18 protein-coding genes are annotated in these 17,453 nt (G+C 64.0%); 13 read left to right on the top strand and 5 right to left on the bottom strand.

Annotated elements, in window-relative coordinates:
• The first annotated feature begins 73 nt into the window (after positions 1-73).
• From ACSKB9_RS08920 to cynS, 4 genes are all read left to right on the top strand, one after another.
• The gene (locus ACSKB9_RS08920) at positions 74-1,465 is read left to right on the top strand and encodes a CmpA/NrtA family ABC transporter substrate-binding protein (RefSeq protein ID WP_438072609.1); all 1,392 of its coding nucleotides are present in this window, start codon (positions 74-76) and stop codon (positions 1,463-1,465) included.
• A 157-nt stretch (positions 1,466-1,622) separates the two neighbouring features.
• Positions 1,623-2,462 (top strand): nitrate ABC transporter permease, encoded by an 840-nt coding sequence (gene ntrB, locus ACSKB9_RS08915; RefSeq protein WP_438072608.1) that lies wholly within the window; start codon positions 1,623-1,625, stop codon positions 2,460-2,462.
• A gap of 196 nt (positions 2,463-2,658) precedes the next feature.
• Complete coding sequence (locus tag ACSKB9_RS08910) at positions 2,659-3,570, top strand: ABC transporter ATP-binding protein (protein WP_438072606.1); 912 nt, start codon at positions 2,659-2,661, stop codon at positions 3,568-3,570.
• 19 nt (positions 3,571-3,589) lie between these two features.
• Positions 3,590-4,078: a cyanase gene (gene cynS / locus ACSKB9_RS08905; RefSeq protein ID WP_438072604.1), complete on the top strand. Its 489-nt coding sequence runs from the start codon at positions 3,590-3,592 to the stop codon at positions 4,076-4,078.
• Positions 4,079-4,145: 67 nt separating this feature from the next.
• Here the strand turns inward: cynS and purB are convergent, their stop codons facing one another.
• From purB to ACSKB9_RS08890, 3 genes are all read right to left on the bottom strand, one after another.
• On the bottom strand, positions 4,146-5,576 hold the full coding sequence (gene purB / locus ACSKB9_RS08900; protein ID WP_438072602.1) for an adenylosuccinate lyase: 1,431 nt from the start codon (positions 5,574-5,576) through the stop codon (positions 4,146-4,148).
• A 166-nt stretch (positions 5,577-5,742) separates the two neighbouring features.
• A complete protein-coding gene (locus tag ACSKB9_RS08895) occupies positions 5,743-6,633 on the bottom strand; it encodes a hypothetical protein (RefSeq protein WP_225647254.1) in 891 nt (296 codons plus the stop codon).
• Between the two features lie 316 nt (positions 6,634-6,949).
• The gene (locus ACSKB9_RS08890; protein WP_438072600.1) at positions 6,950-7,777 is read right to left on the bottom strand and encodes an isocitrate lyase/PEP mutase family protein; all 828 of its coding nucleotides are present in this window, start codon (positions 7,775-7,777) and stop codon (positions 6,950-6,952) included.
• Positions 7,778-7,889: 112 nt separating this feature from the next.
• On the opposite strand from ACSKB9_RS08890, the gene ACSKB9_RS08885 reads away from it, so the two are divergent.
• Positions 7,890-8,834, top strand: coding sequence for a LysR family transcriptional regulator (locus ACSKB9_RS08885; protein ID WP_253589906.1), 945 nt, complete (start codon positions 7,890-7,892; stop codon positions 8,832-8,834).
• A 29-nt stretch (positions 8,835-8,863) separates the two neighbouring features.
• Here ACSKB9_RS08885 and ACSKB9_RS08880 read toward each other — a convergent pair whose 3' ends face one another.
• Complete coding sequence (locus ACSKB9_RS08880) at positions 8,864-9,187, bottom strand: DUF1476 domain-containing protein (RefSeq protein WP_438072598.1); 324 nt, start codon at positions 9,185-9,187, stop codon at positions 8,864-8,866.
• Positions 9,188-9,536: 349 nt separating this feature from the next.
• Here ACSKB9_RS08880 and purC point away from each other — a divergent pair, with 349 nt between their 5' ends.
• The 7 genes from purC (at position 9,537) to ACSKB9_RS08845 (ending at position 15,132) form a co-directional block, all read left to right on the top strand.
• Positions 9,537-10,304: a phosphoribosylaminoimidazolesuccinocarboxamide synthase gene (gene purC / locus ACSKB9_RS08875; protein ID WP_016843454.1), complete on the top strand. Its 768-nt coding sequence runs from the start codon at positions 9,537-9,539 to the stop codon at positions 10,302-10,304.
• A 15-nt stretch (positions 10,305-10,319) separates the two neighbouring features.
• Complete coding sequence (gene purS / locus ACSKB9_RS08870; protein WP_057018386.1) at positions 10,320-10,562, top strand: phosphoribosylformylglycinamidine synthase subunit PurS; 243 nt, start codon at positions 10,320-10,322, stop codon at positions 10,560-10,562.
• Positions 10,563-10,573: 11 nt separating this feature from the next.
• Positions 10,574-10,828 (top strand): hypothetical protein, encoded by a 255-nt coding sequence (locus tag ACSKB9_RS08865; RefSeq protein ID WP_057018387.1) that lies wholly within the window; start codon positions 10,574-10,576, stop codon positions 10,826-10,828.
• Entirely contained in the window at positions 10,825-11,526 is a 702-nt protein-coding gene (gene purQ / locus ACSKB9_RS08860) for a phosphoribosylformylglycinamidine synthase subunit PurQ (RefSeq protein WP_438072595.1), read from the top strand. Before ACSKB9_RS08865 ends, purQ begins: the two co-directional genes overlap by 4 nt.
• A gap of 102 nt (positions 11,527-11,628) precedes the next feature.
• Positions 11,629-12,552 carry a tripartite tricarboxylate transporter substrate-binding protein gene (locus tag ACSKB9_RS08855; protein ID WP_438080122.1) on the top strand — a complete coding sequence of 308 codons (924 nt, stop codon included), beginning with the start codon at positions 11,629-11,631 and terminating at the stop codon, positions 12,550-12,552.
• 130 nt (positions 12,553-12,682) lie between these two features.
• Entirely contained in the window at positions 12,683-14,287 is a 1,605-nt protein-coding gene (locus tag ACSKB9_RS08850; protein ID WP_438072593.1) for an ABC transporter substrate-binding protein, read from the top strand.
• A gap of 248 nt (positions 14,288-14,535) precedes the next feature.
• Positions 14,536-15,132: an invasion associated locus B family protein gene (locus ACSKB9_RS08845; RefSeq protein WP_083715041.1), complete on the top strand. Its 597-nt coding sequence runs from the start codon at positions 14,536-14,538 to the stop codon at positions 15,130-15,132.
• A 42-nt stretch (positions 15,133-15,174) separates the two neighbouring features.
• Here ACSKB9_RS08845 and ACSKB9_RS08840 read toward each other — a convergent pair whose 3' ends face one another.
• Positions 15,175-16,152 carry a DMT family transporter gene (locus ACSKB9_RS08840; RefSeq protein ID WP_438072591.1) on the bottom strand — a complete coding sequence of 326 codons (978 nt, stop codon included), beginning with the start codon at positions 16,150-16,152 and terminating at the stop codon, positions 15,175-15,177.
• 235 nt (positions 16,153-16,387) lie between these two features.
• Between ACSKB9_RS08840 and pstS the strand changes: the two genes are divergently transcribed.
• Positions 16,388-17,449 carry a phosphate ABC transporter substrate-binding protein PstS gene (gene pstS, locus ACSKB9_RS08835; protein ID WP_438072589.1) on the top strand — a complete coding sequence of 354 codons (1,062 nt, stop codon included), beginning with the start codon at positions 16,388-16,390 and terminating at the stop codon, positions 17,447-17,449.
• Positions 17,450-17,453: the final 4 nt, after the last annotated feature.

Below are 17,453 nucleotides of genomic sequence, written 5' to 3'. Positions count from 1 at the left end.
AACGCGGCCGGACGCCGATCAATGAACCGGATCGCGGAGCTCTCTGCGTTTCGGTGCGACAATGGGGCGCAGCATGTCCATGTCAGATGATCCCTTCGACGCCGACCGCGTGCTCACGCGATCGGGTTGCGCTTGCGGCTGGCATCGCTCGGCCGCCGAGCATGAGCAGGCCGCGCGCACGTTGCGCTGCGAGCCGGTCGCCGACCTCAGCGAACAGAAGCGTTACGAAGGCATCGTCGCGTCGGCGGTGATGCGGGCGGTGTTTCCGCAGGATGTCGCGCGCCGCGCTTTTCTGAAATCGGTTGGCGCTGCGACGGCGCTCGCCGCGCTGTCACAGTTCTTCCCGCTGAAGACGGCGACGGAGGCGTTCGCCGACGCCGGACCGCCGGAGAAGAAGGACCTCAAGGTCGGCTTCATCCCGATCACCTGCGCGACCCCGATCATCATGGCGGCGCCGCTCGGCTTCTATGCCAAGCAGGGCCTCAACGTCGAGGTGGTGAAGACCGCCGGCTGGGCGGTCATTCGCGACAAGACCATCAACAAGGAATACGACGCCGCCCACATGCTGGCGCCGATGCCGATCGCGATCTCGCTCGGCCTTGGCGCCAACGCTATCCCGTTCACGGTCCCCGCGATCGAGAACATCAACGGGCAGGGCATCACGCTGGCCATGAAGCACAAGGACAGGCGCGATCCGAAGGACTGGAAGGGCATGAAGTTCGCCATTCCGTTCGACTACTCCATGCACAATTACCTGCTGCGCTATTACCTCGCCGAGCACGGGCTCGACCCGGATACCGACGTGCAGCTGCGCTCGGTGCCGCCGCCGGAGATGGTCGCCAATCTGCGCGCCGACAACATCGACGGTTTCCTCGCGCCCGACAATATCTGCCAGCGCGCGATCTATGACGGGGTCGGCTTCCTGCACATCCTCTCCAAGGAGATCTGGGACGGCCATCCCTGCTGCAGCTTTGCCGCCAGCCGCGAGTTCATCACGACGGCGCCGAATTCCTTCGCTGCGCTGACCCGCGCGATCGTGGATGCCACCGGCTACGCGGCGAAGGCCGAGAACCGCAAGCAGATCGCGGAAGCGATTGCGCCGGCCAACTACATCAACGCGCCGGTGACGGTGCTGGAGCAGGTGCTGACCGGCACCTATGCCGACGGGCTCGGTGGAGTGAAAACCGATCCGAAGCGCGTCGATTTCGATCCGTTCCCCTGGCAGTCCTTTGCGGTGTGGATGCTGACGCAGATGAAGCGCTGGGGCCAGATCAAGGGCGACGTCGACTACAAGGCGGTCGCCGAGCAGGTCTATCTCGCCACCGATACCAGGAAGGTGATGGCCGAGATGGGCCTCGCGCCACCCGCCACCTCGTACAAGTCGTTCTCGGTGATGGGCAAGAGCTTCGATCCGGCCAAGCCCGACGATTATCTCGCGAGCTTCAAGATCAGGAAATCGTCGTGAGAGAGCAAGCTTTCTCCACGATGTCGTCCCTGCGAAAGCAGGGACCCATAACCACCGCTGTTGGTGATTGCGCACGACGTCTCCCCGCGTGCCTCACTGCGACGGCACGGCGTATGGGTCCCTGCTTTCGCAGGGACGACGCGGGGAGGGAGTGCGCGTGACCTTCTCCCTTCGCCTTCGCGCCGCCATCGTCTCGATCGCGCTGCTTGCCGGCTTCCTCGGCGCCTGGCACCTCGCCACCCGCGGCAGCGGCACGACGGCGGCCATGAGCCCCGAATACGCCAGGCTGATGGGGCTGACCGCGACGCAGGGCAAGTCGGCGATGCCCGGACCGCTCGATGTCGGCGCCAAGCTGTGGGAGCATCTGAAGCGGCCGTTCTACGACAATGGCCCGAACGACAAGGGGCTCGGCATCCAGCTCGCCTATTCGATCGGGCGCGTCGGGCTCGGCTATCTGATCGCGGTCGTCGTCGCGATCCCGCTCGGCTTCATGATCGGCATGTCGCCGCTGATCAGCAGGGCGCTTGATCCGTTCATCCAGGTGCTGAAGCCGATCTCGCCGCTGGCCTGGATGCCGCTCGCGCTCTACACGATCAAGGATTTCTCGATCTCGGCGATCTTTGTCATTTTCATCTGCTCGGTGTGGCCGATGCTGCTCAACACCGCGTTTGGGGTCGCGGGTGTGCGCAAGGAGTGGATCAACGTCGCGCGCACGCTCGAGGTCGGCACCATCAGGCGCGCCTTCACCGTGATCCTGCCGGCGGCGGCGCCGACGATCCTGACGGGCATGCGGATCTCGATCGGGATCGCCTGGCTCGTGATCGTCGCCGCCGAAATGCTCGTCGGTGGCACCGGCATCGGCTACTTCGTCTGGAATGAGTGGAATAACCTGTCGATCACCAATGTGATCATCGCGATCCTCCTGATCGGCCTCGTCGGCATGCTGCTCGATCAGGTGCTGGCGCGGTTCACCCGCATGGTGACGTTTCCGGAGTAGCGATGACCGACAGCCGCATTGCAGCCCCTTCACCTCGCCCCGCCTGCGGGGAGAGGCCGATCGCGAAGCGATCGGGTGAGGGGGAGTTTCCGCGAGTCTATCTGCCGCCGTGCTCGCGGAGGAAGCCCCTCACCCCAACCCTCTCCCCGCGAAGAGCGGGGCGAGGGAGCGCAGTCCATTCGTGGAGCTTCCGCGGATGACCGACAAGTTCATCTCGATCGAGGGCATCGCGCGGCGCTATCCCGGCGCCGGCGGCGGCGTCACCACGGTGTTCGAGAATTTCTGGCTGTCGATGGCGCGCGGCGAGTTCGGCTGCGTGATCGGCCATTCCGGCTGCGGCAAGACCACGGTGCTGAACATCCTCGCCGGCCTCGACGAGCCGAGCGAGGGCACGGTGATCGTCGACGGGCAGGGGATCGAGGGCACCAGCCTTGACCGCGCCGTGATCTTCCAAAGCCATGCGCTGCTGCCGTGGCGCACCGTGTCGGGCAATGTCGCCTATGCTGTCAGCTCGAAATGGCGCAAATGGGACCGTGCGCGGGTGAAGGCGCATGCGCAGAAGTTCATCGATCTCGTCGGGCTCACCGGCTCCGAGCACAAGCATCCGTCCGAGCTCTCCGGCGGCATGAAACAGCGCGTCGGCATCGCGCGGGCGCTGTCGATCACCCCGAAGATCATGCTGATGGACGAGCCGTTCTCGGCGCTCGACGCGCTGACCCGCGGCACGCTGCAGGACGAGGTGCGGCGGATCTGCCTGGAGACCGGGCAGACCACCTTCATGATCACCCATGACGTCGATGAGGCGATCTTCCTCGCCGACAGGATATTCCTGATGACCAACGGTCCCGGTGCCGTGCTGGCCGAGATCGTCGAGAACCCGCTGCCGAAGGAGCGCGGCCGCATCGACCTGCACCGCCATCCCTATCACGATGCGCTGCGCAACCATATCGTCGATTTCCTGGTCAGCCGCAGCAAGAGCTTTGACGCCGAGGTGACCGGTCACGATCCGCGCCGCGTGCCGACGGTGCGGCCCGGCGTCGGCGAGCCCGTGATCGTCTCGCCGCCACGCGCCGTCGAACCCAATCCCGCGCAGAGCGCTGCGCGCTGAAGCCCAAGGAGGAAACCTGATGAACCGCGAAGACCTCACCGAGAAGCTGCTCGACATCAAGCGCGAGAAGGGCTGGAGCTGGAAATACATCTGCGAGAAGGTCGGCGGCTATTCCGATGTGCTGATCACGGGCGCGATCCTCGGCCAGATGAAATTGACAAAGCCGCAGGCGGCGAATGCCGGCGAATTGTTCGGGCTGTCGAAGGCCGAGATCGCGATGCTCAACGAGGTGCCGATGCGCGGCACCGGCACGCCGATGCCGCCGACCGATCCGCTGATCTACCGCTTCTACGAGATGGTGATGGTCAACGGCCCGGCCTGGAAGGCGCTGATCGAAGAAGAATTCGGCGACGGCATCATGTCGGCAATCGACTTCGATATGGCGCTGGAGCGCGTCGCCAATCCGAAGGGCGACCGCGTCAAGATCACCATGAGCGGCAAGTTCCTGCCGTACAAATATTACGGCGCCAGCGGCAACGTGCCTGAATACGGCTTCAAGGAAGAGTAAGGCGAGGGGGCGAATGGCGAGTAGCGAATGGATTCCTGCCCATTCGCTACTCGCACCTCACCAATCGCTACAGGATCGTGCCCGGGTTGTAGCGAGCCGCCTCAGGCTTGGCCTTGGCCAGAGCCTCGACCTGCTCGGCGAAGAAATCGACCTGGGCGCCGGCGTCGCCGGAGTTGGCGCGACCCTGGTCGAGCACGTGCTGCAACTCGGCTGCGCTCAAGCCAAGACGCTTGTCGGCGGCGAGGCGCTGCAGCAGATCGTTCTGCACGATCTTGCCGGTGCGCAGGTCGCCGATGGCCGCGACGGCATGCTCCTTGATCGCCTCGTGGGCGCCTTCACGGCCCGCACCCTTCTTGACCGCTTCCATCATCACCGTGGTGGTCAGCAGGAAAGGCAGATAGCGGTTGAGCTCGGTCTCGACGACGGCTTCGAACACCTCCATCTGGTCAAGCACCGTGAGCAAAGTTTCGAGCAGGCCATCCATGGCGAGGAAGGCATCGGGCAGCATGACGCGGCGGACGACCGAGCAGGAGACGTCGCCTTCGTTCCACTGATCGCCGGCAAGGCCTGCGGCCATCGCGAGATAGCCCTTCAGGATCACATGCAGGCCGTTGATGCGCTCGCAGGAGCGGCTGTTCATCTTGTGCGGCATCGCGGAGGAGCCGACCTGGCCCTTGGCAAAACCTTCGCTGGCGAGTTCGTGGCCTGCCATCAGGCGGATGGTCTTGGCGAAATTGCCGGGCCCGCTGGCGAGCTCGGTGAGCACGCTGACCGCACGGAAGTCGAGGCTGCGCGGATAGACCTGGCCGACGGCATCGAGGGCCTTCGGCAGGCCAAGGTGAACGAGGACGCGCTGCTCGAGCGCGCGCGCCTTGCCGGCATCTCCGTTGAACAGGGTGATCTGATCGAGACGGGTGCCGACCGCGCCCTTCAGGCCGCGGGCGGGATAGGTCTGCAGCACATTGACCAGGCTCTGATGCGCCAGCAGCATCTCCTCGCCGGACATGGCGATGCGCTTGCCGAGCGTCGTGACCTGCGCGGCCACGTTATGGGTGCGCGCGGTGAACGGGATGTCGCGCAATTGCTTCGCGCGCGTGGCAAAGCGGATGAGTGCGGCGATGCTCTTGGTCTCGATGAGCTGCAGCGCGCGGTAGACCTGCAATTGCTCGACGTTCTCGGTGAGGTCGCGGCTGGTCATGCCCTTGTGCAGGTGCTCGTGACCGGCGAGCTCGCAGAACTCCTCGATGCGCGCCTTGACGTCGTGACGGGTGACGCGCTCCCGCTTCATGATGGAGGCCAGGTTGATCTGGTCCTTGACGCGCTCGTAGCTTTCGATCACGCCATCCGGCACCGCGATGCCGAGATCGCGCTGGGCCTTCAGCACGGCGATCCAGTAGTCGCGTTCGAGGCGGACCTTGCCTTCGCCACTCCAGATGGCGCGCATGGCGGGTGAGGCGTAACGTTGGGCGAGGACGTTGGAAATGTGATCTTGGGACATCCCGCTCTCTTGGCATTGCCTGAGGCTGGCTGCAAGCCGCGACCTGCGATGAATCGTCAGGTCTGGTAACGCTCGGCCGGGCTTGCGGTGCTGGCGCCAGCATACCAGATTCTAGAAGGCGCCGCCTCGGGCAATCCGGGGCGGCGCAGGCATGCTTCGCCCCGCGTCAGAGCGAGAAGGTCACTGCGGCGGGTCCGCAGCTCAGGCCGGCCGTGTTCGGCACGGCCGTGTCGCTGGTCCAGTTGTCCTCGCCGTCGGTCGTCTTGTACAGGAACTGGCCGTTGGGCCCCTGGTGCAGGACGTACAATGTGTCGTTGAACACGACCGGCGCGGCATTGCCGAAATTGCCCGGCGTGTCGGGGACCTGGCGGTCGGCTCCCCAGCTGCCAATGCCGTCGAACCGCTTGAAGAAGAAGAGGCCCGTGGGGTCGTTGAAGAACAGGTAGATCCAGTCCTTGTAGGAAGCCGCGCCCGGACCGTTGCTGAGGCCTTCCGTGCCGGCAACCGGATTGCTTCGCCAGGTGCTGCGGTCGAAGGTCGCGTACCAGAAGCGGTTCATGTTGCCGGGTTCGCTATAGCCGGGCCCGCGGCCGAACACGTAGAGCGTGTCGCCGCGCACGACCGCGGCCGGGGTGTCGACGTTCTGGTAGGCGACGGAGATGAGATGGTTGGTTCCGGATGTGTTGATCTCGGGTCCGAAGCTGGTGCCGTCGTAGGTCTTGTACATCAGGTCGGACTGGCCGGGATTCGAGTACAGCAGATAGATCAGGCCGTCATACACGGCGGCCGCCACGCCGCCGCCGACGCCGGCCATGTTGGGCACCTGGGCTGCCGCCGTCCACAGCTCGCCGTCATAGACCCTGTAATAGAGGGACTGGTTGATCGGATAGAACACATACAGGTTGGTGTTGAAGACGACGGCTGCCGGCGTGTTGCTGATCCAGGTGTTCCCCGGCATCGGGACATCGCCGCTCCAGGCCTCGCCGTTGAAGACGTTCGTAAAAAATTGCGGACTGTTTCCAACGCCCTTGTGCAGGGAAAACAACCAGCTCTTCATTTTGGAAATCCCCCATGGCGACGAGACGCCGCCTCTGATCATCGGTGTAGATTGGATCGACGTGCGCAGGATCGATTGGAATGAACTGATCGTACGCCTACCCCCGTCGTGTTCTACGTCCGATTCACCGACGGTTGTGTGAAGCTGTTCACTCACCCTGGAGGAGGAGACCATATATGTCGTGCGCAGACTGAGAATCGCGGCCGCGCAAGGCACGCCGCGACGTGAGTGGCGACTTGTCGGAAGACGGATTTCGAGGAGATGAGAGAAGCGCGAATAGCGAATGGATGCTTTCCGATTAGCTATTCGCTGCGCCCTATTCGCCTTTCGCTGCGGCGAACGCCGCCCGGACCTCCTTCACCGGCGCCATGTCGCGGACGAAGCCGAATGCGCCGTTGTCCTTCATCTCGCGGGCACAGCGCAGGAACGCAGCCAGCGCGTGGCGCTGCATCGCGCCGCCGACGCTGATGCGCTTGACGCCGGCGGCCGACAGCTGCTCGACCGTCAGGGTCGGATCGGCATAGCCCATCACCAAGTTGAAGGGCTTGTTGACCGACGACACCACGGTCTTGATGGTGGCAAGATCGTAGAGGCCCGGCGAATACAGCACGTCGGCGCCGGCGGCCTCGAACGCCTGTAGCCGCTTGATGGTGTCGTCGAGGTCCTTGCGGCCGTGCAGGAAGTTTTCCGCCCGCGCCGTCAGCGTGAACGGGAAGGGCAGCGCCCGTGCGGCCTCGACCGCGGCCTGGACCCGCTCGACCGCCAGCGAGAAGTCATAGATCGGGCGCTGCGGGTCGCCGGTCGAGTCCTCGATCGAGCCGCCGACCGCGCCGGCCTCGGCGGCGAAGCGGATCGCCTCGCACGCGAGCTTCGGCATGTCGGCGCCGCATTTTTCCAGATCGGCATTGACGGGCAGGTCGGTGGCCTCGGCGATCACCCGGCAATTCTCGATGATCTCATCGAGGCTGACGGTCGAACGGCCGAGCGTATTGGCGAGCCCGAGACTGGTGGTTGCGAGCGCCTCGAAGCCCATGGATGCGAGCAGCTTCGCCGTCCCGGCGTCCCACGGATTTGGAATGATGAAGGCGCCGGGCCGCTGATGCAGCTCGCGAAACCGTGCTGCCTTGTCCGCCTGGGTGCGCATGTGAACTCCTGCTGTTGTCAAAAGCGACTGAAAGCAGCGATAGGGCGGTTTCGCCCATCAGACAAATTTGTTATTTCTCTCGATGTCATCAGCTTTTTGCATGAGGAGAGCGATGGACAGCGACGCGCTCAACACGTTCCTGGTGGTGCATCGGCGCGGCGGGATCTCGCATGCCGCCAAGGCGCTGCACCGCTCGCAGCCGGCGATTTCGCGGCGCATAGCGCTGCTCGAGCAGGAGCTCGGGGTGCCCCTGTTCGAGCGGATCGCGGGCAAGACGCGGCTGAGCGATGCCGGGCGGGTGATGGTGCCCTATGCCGAACGGGCGGTGGCGGCGGCGCAGGATGCCGAGAACGCGGTGCGCGCGCTGCTGCGCGACAATTCCGGCCCGGTGGCGCTGGCGGTGACCGGTACCCTCGCCGGCGAGCGGCTCTCGAACGTATTGAAGCGCTTTGCCCGCCGGCATCCGGACGTTGCGCTGACGCTGCGCACCGCGACCAGCGCCGAGGTCAGCGACCTGATCCGGCGCGGCGAGGCGACGATCGGGTTGCGTTACGACCGCGACCGCTCGCGCGACCTCGATTGCGAGGTGCTGTTTGCCGAGCCACTCGGGGTGGTCTGCGCGCCGGACCATCCGCTGGCGGGACGCCGGGTCGGCAAGCTTGCCGATCTCAGGGATGAGCGCTGGATCGCCTTCCCGGAGGTGCCAGGACGCCGCGAAATCACCGCCTCGCACGTCTTCGCCCTGTTCCTGACGCACGGGCTCGGCGAGGTCGCCTGGACGCCGGTCGACAGCCTGACGGCGCAGAAGCGGCTGGTCGAGGCCGGGCTCGGGATCGCGCTGCTGTCACAAAGCAATGCGGCGGAAGAATTGGGTAGCTCGAGGATCGCGACGATCCGCGTCGGCGATCTCGCCGCAAGTCACGAGGTCGTCGCCGTGACGCGGCATGGCGGCTTCCTTAGCGCCGCCTCACGCCGTCTGTTCGACATCCTCCGTGCCGACTTCACCAAGGCGAGGGGCACAAATACGTCGCGCCGGAACGGTGTCCGGCGCGCGTAAAAGTCGACTTGGTAGGGTGTACCGGGAACTCAGCTTCCCGCCTTGACCTGGGCCGCGGCCACCGCCAGCAGCTCGTCCATCTTGGCGCGGATATCGCGCTCGGTGACGGCCTGGTCCTTGGCGGAGAGGTCCTTCAGAACCTTGTGCAGCACGTCGTTGTCGCCGGCTTCCTCGAAGTCGGCGGCGACCACTTCCTTGGCATAGGCGCTGGTGGCATCGCCCGTGATGCCGAGCTTCTCGGCGGCCCACAGGCCAAGCAGCTTGTTCCGGCGGGCTTCAGCCTTGAACTTCTGCTCCTCGTCGAGGGCGAACTTCTTCTCGAAACCTTCCTCGCGCTTGTTGAATTCGCTCATGGCTGAAGTTCCAATTCCCTTGCTGAATGAGGGCCGCCGCGCGTTGCGGCAGCCCCTGTGCCTGCCTAGATAGGTGGGAGGAATCGGCAAGACAACGAGCCGTTAAGCCGCAGGCAAAACTGGCGGAATCGGCCCTTTATGATAGGGCGGTATAAGTGCCCTCAAGGGGGCACTATCGATTGTGCTGGATGGGCCAATCGGATAGGTTGCCAACAGGCATGGTTCTTGTTCTGTTTCCAGTTGGATTGCCCAGGTTCCAGGCCTCCGCGGCAGCTCCGTCGTGGGTCGTAACCCCAAGTCATCCGGAGCACCCAAATCCATGGATTTCAACAAAACACGGTACATCCCAATGAGCCGTCGACGCCGTATTTATGAAGGCAAGGCCAAGGTGCTTTACGAAGGCCCCGAGCCGGGAACCCTGATCCAGCACTTCAAGGACGACGCGACCGCGTTCAACGCCAAGAAACACCAGGTGATCGAGGGCAAGGGCGTCCTCAACAACCGGATTTCGGAGTACCTGTTTCAGCACCTCAACGACATCGGGGTGCCGACCCACTTCATCCGCCGCCTCAACATGCGCGAGCAACTGATTCGCGAGGTCGAGATCGTGCCGCTCGAGGTGGTGGTGCGGAACGTCGCCGCCGGCTCGCTGTCGCAGCGGCTCGGGATCGAGGAGGGCACCCAGCTGCCGCGCTCGATCATCGAGTTCTATTACAAGAACGACCAGCTCAACGACCCCATGGTGTCGGAAGAGCACATCACCGCCTTCGGCTGGGCGACGCCCCAGGAGATCGACGACATCATGGCGCTGGCCATCCGCGTCAACGACTTCCTGACCGGCCTCTTCCTCGGCATCGGCATCCGCCTCGTCGACTTCAAGATGGAGTGCGGACGGCTATTCGAGAACGAGATGATGCGGATCATCGTCGCCGACGAGATCTCGCCGGACTCCTGCCGGCTGTGGGACATCAAGTCGAACGAGAAGCTCGACAAGGACCGTTTCCGCAGGGATCTGGGTGGCCTGCTCGAGGCCTACACCGAGGTCGCCAAGCGGCTCGGCATTCTGATTGAAAACGAGCGGCCGGCCGGTAGCGGCCCGGTGCTGGTGAAGAGCTAAGCTGAAGGGACGACCGTGAAGGCACGTGTAACTGTGACATTGAAGTCGGGCATCCTCGATCCGCAGGGCAAGGCGATCGAGGGTGCGCTGAAATCGCTCGGCGTCGACGGCGTCGCCAGCGTTCGCCAGGGCAAGGTGTTCGACATCGAGCTCGCCGCGACCGACAAGGCCAAGGCGGAAGCGGCGCTGAAGGCCGCCGCCGACAAGTTGTTGGCGAATACCGTGATCGAGAATTATGCCATCGAACTGAAGGCGTAAGGGGCGAGCAAATGGCCGACGTGACGATGGAGCTGATGTTCGAAGTGATGAAATCGGTCCAGGCGCGTTTGGCTCAGGTCGACGGCAAGATCGATGAGTTGAAGCAGGAAATGCAGGCATCGCGAACGTCTCAGAATGGTATCCGCCAGGAAATTACCGGCGTGTTCCAGGAGATTTCCGGTATTCACGCGACGCTGGTTCGCCACGAAGGGCGTCTTGACCGCATAGAGACACGTCTCGAATTGAACGAAGTACCAACTCCATGAAATCAGCCGTCCTCGTCTTCCCCGGCATCAACCGCGAGCGCGACATGGCGCGTGCGCTCAAGCTCGCATCCGGCAATGAGACCGCGATGGTCTGGCACGCCGAGACCGCGCTGCCCAAAGGCACCGACCTCGTAGTGGTGCCCGGCGGCTTCTCCTACGGCGACTACCTGCGCTGCGGCGCGATCGCGGCGCGCGCGCCGGTGATGGACGCGGTGCGCGACTTCGCCGCCAAGGGCGGGCTCGTGCTCGGCGTCTGCAACGGTTTCCAGATCCTCTGCGAGTCAGGGCTGCTGCCGGGCGTGTTGATGCGCAATGCCGGGCTGAAGTTCATCTGCCGCGACGTGCATATGCGCGTCGAGCGCTCCAACACCCCGTTCACCCGCGGTTACAATGCCGGCCAGGTGATCCGCGTGCCGGTGGCGCACGGCGAGGGCAATTACGAGGCGGACGAGGAGACGCTGAAGCGGCTCGAAGGTGACGGGCGGGTGCTGTACCGCTACTGCTCGCCGGAGGGCGTGGTGGACGAGGCCTCCAATTTGAACGGCGCCGCGCATTCGATCGCCGGCATCGTCAATGAGCGCGGCAACGTGCTCGGCATGATGCCGCACCCGGAAAACCACGTCGAAGAGATCATGGGCTGCACCGACGGCCGCGGCCTGTTCGCAGGTCTGGTCCAGCAGTTCGAAAAGGCGGCGTGACGACGACAGCGTTTTCGAGCGAAGTGGGGACCGGTTCGCGTGAAGAAAACGCGTCAAAATAAATGGCTCGGGCGGTGGTGCGTTGCCGCGGCTGCGGCGCTTTTGCTTGCGACGTCGGCCTATGCCCAGGACTTCCCGAAGCGTCCGATCACGATGATCGTGCCGTTCACGGCCGGCGGCACCTCCGACGTCATCGCCCGCGCGGTCGCCGACCAGATGAGCGCTGCGCTCGGCCAGAGCATCATCATCGAGAATGTCGGCGGCGCCGGCGGCTCGACCGCGCTCGCCCGCGCCGCGCGCGCCGAGCCGGACGGCTACACCATCGCGATCGGCAATGCCGGCACCAACGCCGCGACCTACACGATCTATCCGAAGCTGCCGTTTACGCCTGACTCCTTCGCGCCGATCGCCGTGGTCGCCAAGACCTTCGGCATCGTCGCGCTGCGCAAGGATTTTCCGGCCAAGGACCTCAAGGAATTCATCGACTACGCCAGGAAGAATCCGGGCAAGGTCAATCTCGGCCATGCCGGCGTCGGCTCCTCGAATTACCTGATCTGCAAGAGTTTTGTTCATGCCGCCGGCATCGACGTGCAGCTGGTTGGCTATCGCGGCGCGGCGCTTGCGCTGACGGACGCGATCGGCAGTCAGATCGACGGCGTCTGCGATGCCGCGGCCTCGGTGTCGCAGGCGATCGACGACAAATTGGTGAAAGCGGTCGTGGTCGGCTCGACGGTACGGCTTGCGTCGTTGCCGGAACTGCCGACCTCGGCCGAGGCCGGACTGCCCGAGTTCGAGGCGCAGGGCTGGAACGGCCTGTTCGCGCCGAAGGGCACACCGCCCGAGATCATCGCCAAGCTCAACGCCGCCGCGCGCACCGCGGTTGCGAGCGAGGCGGTGAAGAAGCGCTTCGCCGACCTGTCGACCGTCGCCCCCGACGCCAATGAGCTCGCGCCCGAGGCGCTGCAGCAGCTCGTGACCCGCGACGTCGCGAAATACCGCACGCTGCTGGCGGACGATAAGAAGTAGAGGGTCATCGTCGCTGCGTTGGCTCTGCCCTCGACGCGGTCGCCGAGGCGGCGAGCCTTGCGTCAGCCGCTCGCCAGACTGGCCTGAAATTTGCTGGTGATCTCCCGATCGATCAGGACGGGAGCGCATCATGCTCATTCGCAAGGCTCACTGCACGATTGCGTTCCTATGCGCGCTGCTGTGGTCGCATTGGGCGATGGCCGAGACCACGTTGCGCATCGCCATGACGGCGTCCGATATCCCGACGGCCACCGGGCTGCCGAATAACGGCTTCGAAGGCATGCGCTTTCTCGGTTATCCGATCTTTGAAGGTTTGGTGCTGTGGAATCTGAGCGGAACCGACCGCTTGGCGACTTTGCGTCCCGGACTCGCGGAGAAATGGGAACAGGACCCCGTCGACAACAAGACCTGGATTTTCCATCTGCGCCAGGGCGTCAAATTCCACGATGGTACCGATTTCAATGCCGATGCCGTGATCTGGAATCTCGATCGCTACTTCAACAGCGAGAGCCCGCAATTTGAGCCGCCGAGTTCGGCGATGTCGCGGGCGCGGGTCCCGGTGACGGGCAGTTACCGGAAGATCGATGACGCAACGGTGGCGATCTCGACGACGAAGCCGGCATCCTATTTTCCCTATATGGCGGTCTATCTTCTGTTCACCTCGCCCGCCTCATTCGAAAAGGCCGGCCGCGACTGGGCCAAGGTCGCGACGTTGCCGGCTGCCGGCACCGGGCCGTTCCGCATCACCAGGATTGTGCCGCGGCAAGAGGCAGATCTGGCGCGTTGGGACAAGTATTGGGACACGAGCAAGACAGCGAAGGTCGACAATGTCGTGTTGCTGCCGATCCCCGAGGCCAATTCGCGGCTGGCCGCCTTGCGTGCCGGCCAGGTCGACTGGATCGAAGTGCCGCCGGCCGATGGCGTCGACTCGCTGAAATCCGCCGGCTTCACCATTACCACCGGCTCCTATCCGCATGTCTGGCCGTGGTTCTACAACATCGGCGCCGCCAACAGCCCGTTCAAGGACGTCAGGGTTCGCCAGGCCCTGAACTACTGCATCGATCGGGACGGGCTGGTGTCCCTGCTCAACGGGACCGCAGAGCCGTCGGTCGGCTGGCTCAAGGCCAGCGATCCCGATTTCGGCGCGCCGGTCAATCACTACAAGTTCGATCCGACCAAGGGCAAGGCGCTGCTTGCCGAGGCGGGTTACACGTCGGCGAAGCCATTGGCGTTCAAGGTGCTGATCTCGAATTCAGGCTCGGGGCAGATGCTGCCCCTGCCGATGAACGAATTCCTCCAGCAGAACCTGAAGGAAGCCTGCGGGGTCGATGTGGAATTCGACGTCATCGAGTGGCAGGTGCTCCTGACGGCGGCCCGGGCCACGCCCGACAGCCCAACTTTGCGCGGCGCCATGGCGCTCAATATCAGCTCGCCTTCGTCGGACGCCGGCGTGATGGCGCGCTATTTCCTGGCCGCCAATTTTTCACCGAACGGTTTCAATTTCGAGCAATGGAAGGACGACGAGTTCGAAGCCGCACTCAAGACGATTTCGGAAGCGACCGATCCGAAAGTGATCTCGGCGGCTTACCGCAAGGCGCATGAGCGCCTCGTCGACGATCCGCCCTGGCTCTATATTGTCCACGATCTGAACCCTCGCGCGATGAGTCCGAAGGTGAAGGGTTTTGTGTCGCCCCAATCGTGGTTCGTCGACCTCACGCTGGTCAGCGTGCAATAAGCCGGAATCCAGCATCGTCGCCCGCATGGCTGCGCCCGAGTGCGAGCGAAGCGGTGAAGAAGCGGTTCGTCGACCTGTCGACGGTCGTACCCGACGCCAATGAACTCGCGCGCCGAGGTGCTGCAGCAACTCGTGACCCGCGACGTTGCGAAGGACGACAAGAAGTAGCATTTCTGCGGCGTGCAACGCCCTGATGCGGACACAGTCCGCGACGAGCCTGAGTTCAGGTCTGATCGGGGAAAGCGGCCATGCGCCGTGTGATCTTGCGTTGCTGCGCCGGCATGGCGCTTGCTTGGCTGGTTGCCGGCCCAGTAGCCGGCGAACAGGCTACGTTGACTTATCCCCCCTGGACGAAGTTCTGCATAGCCGACACCTGCATTGTCGGGCGAGAGGGGCGATCGAAGATAGAGAACATAGACTGCGGGGCAGTCGTGGCAGCCGCGCTGATCGCGCGCACCGGAGATTCCAGGAAGACGTTGCGCGTTTTCTTGCCGACCCGGGTGATAGTCGAACGTGGTGTTCGGATCATTATCGATCAGGGACAAGCGATTGAGCGGCCCTACGCGGGCTGCTTTGCCTACGGTTGCACGGCTGACTACGACGCCGGACCGGAAATGGTCGATCAGCTCAAGCAAGCGCATGCGCTCACTCTGGAAGCCTTCGATAAGGCCAATTCGCCGATCAGCCTGACCGTGCCGCTCGCCGGATTCGCTGATGCCTACGATGGACCCGCACAAGAGACGAAGGTCATCGAGGAGGTGCTTTCGGCGGAGGAAAAGCAGGCGAGATCGGAGCGTGCGAAGCGCGCCGAAGAGGAGCGCAAAGCGCGCTGTGAAGCGAGATAGGCGACCGCAAATAGCGGGTCTGTCAGATTCGATGAGCAGCAGCTAAAGCCTGCGCAGCCACCGTTTGACTGCTTCGCCCGGCACCGTCATCGCGGCGACGCCGGCCATGACCAGCACGAGGCCGAGCGCGAGATTCGACGGCACGGATTCCCCGAGCAGGATCACCGACAGCGCGACGCCGATCGGAATGCGAAGATAACCTTGCGCATTCGTCGTCAGCGTGCCGAGCCGCGTCAGGCACATGTAGAACAGCATCAGGCCGAACGCGCTGGAGAAGATGCCCATCACGACGGTGGCGACCAGCGCCTGCGGCGTCGGGTGCAGGGTCCAGGGATGGTCGACGATCAGGGCGACCGGCAGCAGCACGGTGCCGCCGAACAACAGCGAGCCGGCCGCCACGACCATCGGATCATAGTCCGACAGCCGAAGCCCGAAGATCGTGGCGCAGGCGAACGAGACGGTGGCGAGCAGGATCGCGATCTCGGCGAAGATCTCCTTGCCGAAGCCCGAGAGTGCGTCGAGGCCGATGATCGCGACCGTGCCGGCGAGGCCGAGGATCGCGCCGACCAGCTTGAGCAGAGAGGCCGGCTCGTGTCGCGTGATCGCCCAGGTGATGAGGAAGGCGAAGATCGGCGTCGTCGAGGCCAGCACCACGGTGTTGGATGCCGGCACGTAAAGCTGCGCCCAGGTGATTACCAAAAACGGGATCGTGGAGTTGATGGTCTGCTGGAAGGCGAACAGCTTCCAGGCCTTGAGGTCGGTCGGGATGCGGATGCCGCGAATGCGCAGCACGATGAGCAGGAAGGCGGCGGCCACCAGCGAGCGCGCGGAAATGAAGGTCACCGGCGGGATCGAGCCGAGCCCGATCTTGGTCAGCGGGTAGGTCGAGCTCCAGCAGGAGGCCAGCGCCAGCAGCAGCGCATAGTCGCGCCAGCCGGGCGCGCCCGGCGCTGGCGTGGGCGAGGTGGGCACTTTCGCGGGAGCCGTCACGCCGCCCGTTTTCGCTGTGCTCTTCGGCACCTTGATTTGGCTCCCTTCGCGCATTGGCGCGCGAAGCAGCAATCTAGCGCGGCGGCGCGATGCAAGGCTAGGGTATTGAATTTACGCCGATATCCCGCTTGGAGGAATTGGCGGGCTGCGTCTGTGGGACTGAGGCTGGCGTCGTCCGGGTGCCAATCCGACGCCTCCGGCGTATGCTACCGTTTTGTGACTTGGCCCACACGGGCGTCTGGCTCGTCCTGCTAGGCTCAACAGCATGACGAAGCATTTCAGATTACCGATCATTTTCACTGCACTCGTCGTCGCAACGCAATGCTTTGCTGCGGAGACCAAGGGCGCGGGCTCAACCTTCGTGTCGCCGGTGATGGCGAAATGGATCGATGCCTACAAGGCCAAGACCGGCAACACCGTCAGCTATCAATCGGTGGGCTCGAGCATCGGCGTCGGCCTGATCAAGAAGGCCGCCGTCGATTTCGGGACGAGCGATATGCCGCTCGATCCGAAAGAGCTGGACAGGCTCGGCATGGTGCAATTCCCGATCGTGATCGGAGGCGTCGTGCCGGTGGTCAACATCGCGGGCGTCAAGCCCGGCCAGATCCAGTTCACCGGACAGCTGCTCGCCGATATCTTTCTCGGCAAGGTCAAATCGTGGAACGATCCGGCCATTCAGGCGGTCAATCCCGATCTGAAGCTGCCGCGCGCGGCGATCACCGTCGTTCATCGCCTTGATGGGTCGGGGACAACGTTCAATTGGTCGAACTATCTTGCGAAGGTCAGTGCGCAGTGGAAGGCAAGCGTCGGAGAGGGCTCGTCGGTCGAGTGGCCGGTAGGGCTCGGCGGCAAGGGCAATGATGGCGTCGCCTCGCTCGTCAGTTTGATTCCCGGGTCGATCGGCTATCTCGAATATGCCTACGCGCTGCAACGGCTTGACCGGATTTCCTTCGGTCTGGTGCAGAACAGTGCCGGCAATTTCGTCACTCCGGACGCCGCATCGTTCCAGGCTGCGGCGTCGAGTGCGGACTGGACGACGACGCAGGATTTTTACCAGGTACTCACCAACGCTCCCGGCGAGGACGCATACCCGATCACGGCCACGACCTTCGTCCTGATGCACAAGCAGCCGAAATCGCCCGACGGGTCGGCAACCGCGATCGACTTCCTGCGCTGGTCATTGCAGAGCGGCAAGCCGCAGGCTCAATTGCTCAACTACGTTCCCCTGCCGGCCACGCTGGTCGAGCAGATCGAGCAGTATTGGCAGCATAATTTCGAGGCGCTTACGGCGTCGGCAGCGGCGTCCGGAAAGCGGACTGATCGGTAGACCA

It is taken from the genome of Bradyrhizobium sp. BR 1433, assembly GCF_051547665.1.
Classification (GTDB): domain Bacteria; phylum Pseudomonadota; class Alphaproteobacteria; order Rhizobiales; family Xanthobacteraceae; genus Bradyrhizobium; species Bradyrhizobium australafricanum.
Note: the sequence above shows the minus strand (reverse complement) of the source record. Positions and strands in the feature narration are given on the sequence as shown.

Coding starts and splice junctions, on each gene's coding strand:
- pstS (WP_438072589.1), top strand. CDS start 16,388: ATGACGAAGCATTTCAGATTACCGATCATTTTCACTGCACTCGTCGTC.
- ACSKB9_RS08865 (WP_057018387.1), top strand. CDS start 10,574: ATGGCCGACGTGACGATGGAGCTGATGTTCGAAGTGATGAAATCGGTC.
- cynS (WP_438072604.1), top strand. CDS start 3,590: ATGAACCGCGAAGACCTCACCGAGAAGCTGCTCGACATCAAGCGCGAG.
- ACSKB9_RS08880 (WP_438072598.1), bottom strand. CDS start 9,187: ATGAGCGAATTCAACAAGCGCGAGGAAGGTTTCGAGAAGAAGTTCGCC.
- purC (WP_016843454.1), top strand. CDS start 9,537: ATGAGCCGTCGACGCCGTATTTATGAAGGCAAGGCCAAGGTGCTTTAC.
- ACSKB9_RS08910 (WP_438072606.1), top strand. CDS start 2,659: ATGACCGACAAGTTCATCTCGATCGAGGGCATCGCGCGGCGCTATCCC.
- purB (WP_438072602.1), bottom strand. CDS start 5,576: ATGTCCCAAGATCACATTTCCAACGTCCTCGCCCAACGTTACGCCTCA.
- ACSKB9_RS08845 (WP_083715041.1), top strand. CDS start 14,536: ATGCGCCGTGTGATCTTGCGTTGCTGCGCCGGCATGGCGCTTGCTTGG.
- purQ (WP_438072595.1), top strand. CDS start 10,825: ATGAAATCAGCCGTCCTCGTCTTCCCCGGCATCAACCGCGAGCGCGAC.
- ACSKB9_RS08920 (WP_438072609.1), top strand. CDS start 74: ATGTCCATGTCAGATGATCCCTTCGACGCCGACCGCGTGCTCACGCGA.
- ACSKB9_RS08895 (WP_225647254.1), bottom strand. CDS start 6,633: ATGAAGAGCTGGTTGTTTTCCCTGCACAAGGGCGTTGGAAACAGTCCG.
- ACSKB9_RS08850 (WP_438072593.1), top strand. CDS start 12,683: ATGCTCATTCGCAAGGCTCACTGCACGATTGCGTTCCTATGCGCGCTG.
- ACSKB9_RS08885 (WP_253589906.1), top strand. CDS start 7,890: ATGGACAGCGACGCGCTCAACACGTTCCTGGTGGTGCATCGGCGCGGC.
- ACSKB9_RS08890 (WP_438072600.1), bottom strand. CDS start 7,777: ATGCGCACCCAGGCGGACAAGGCAGCACGGTTTCGCGAGCTGCATCAG.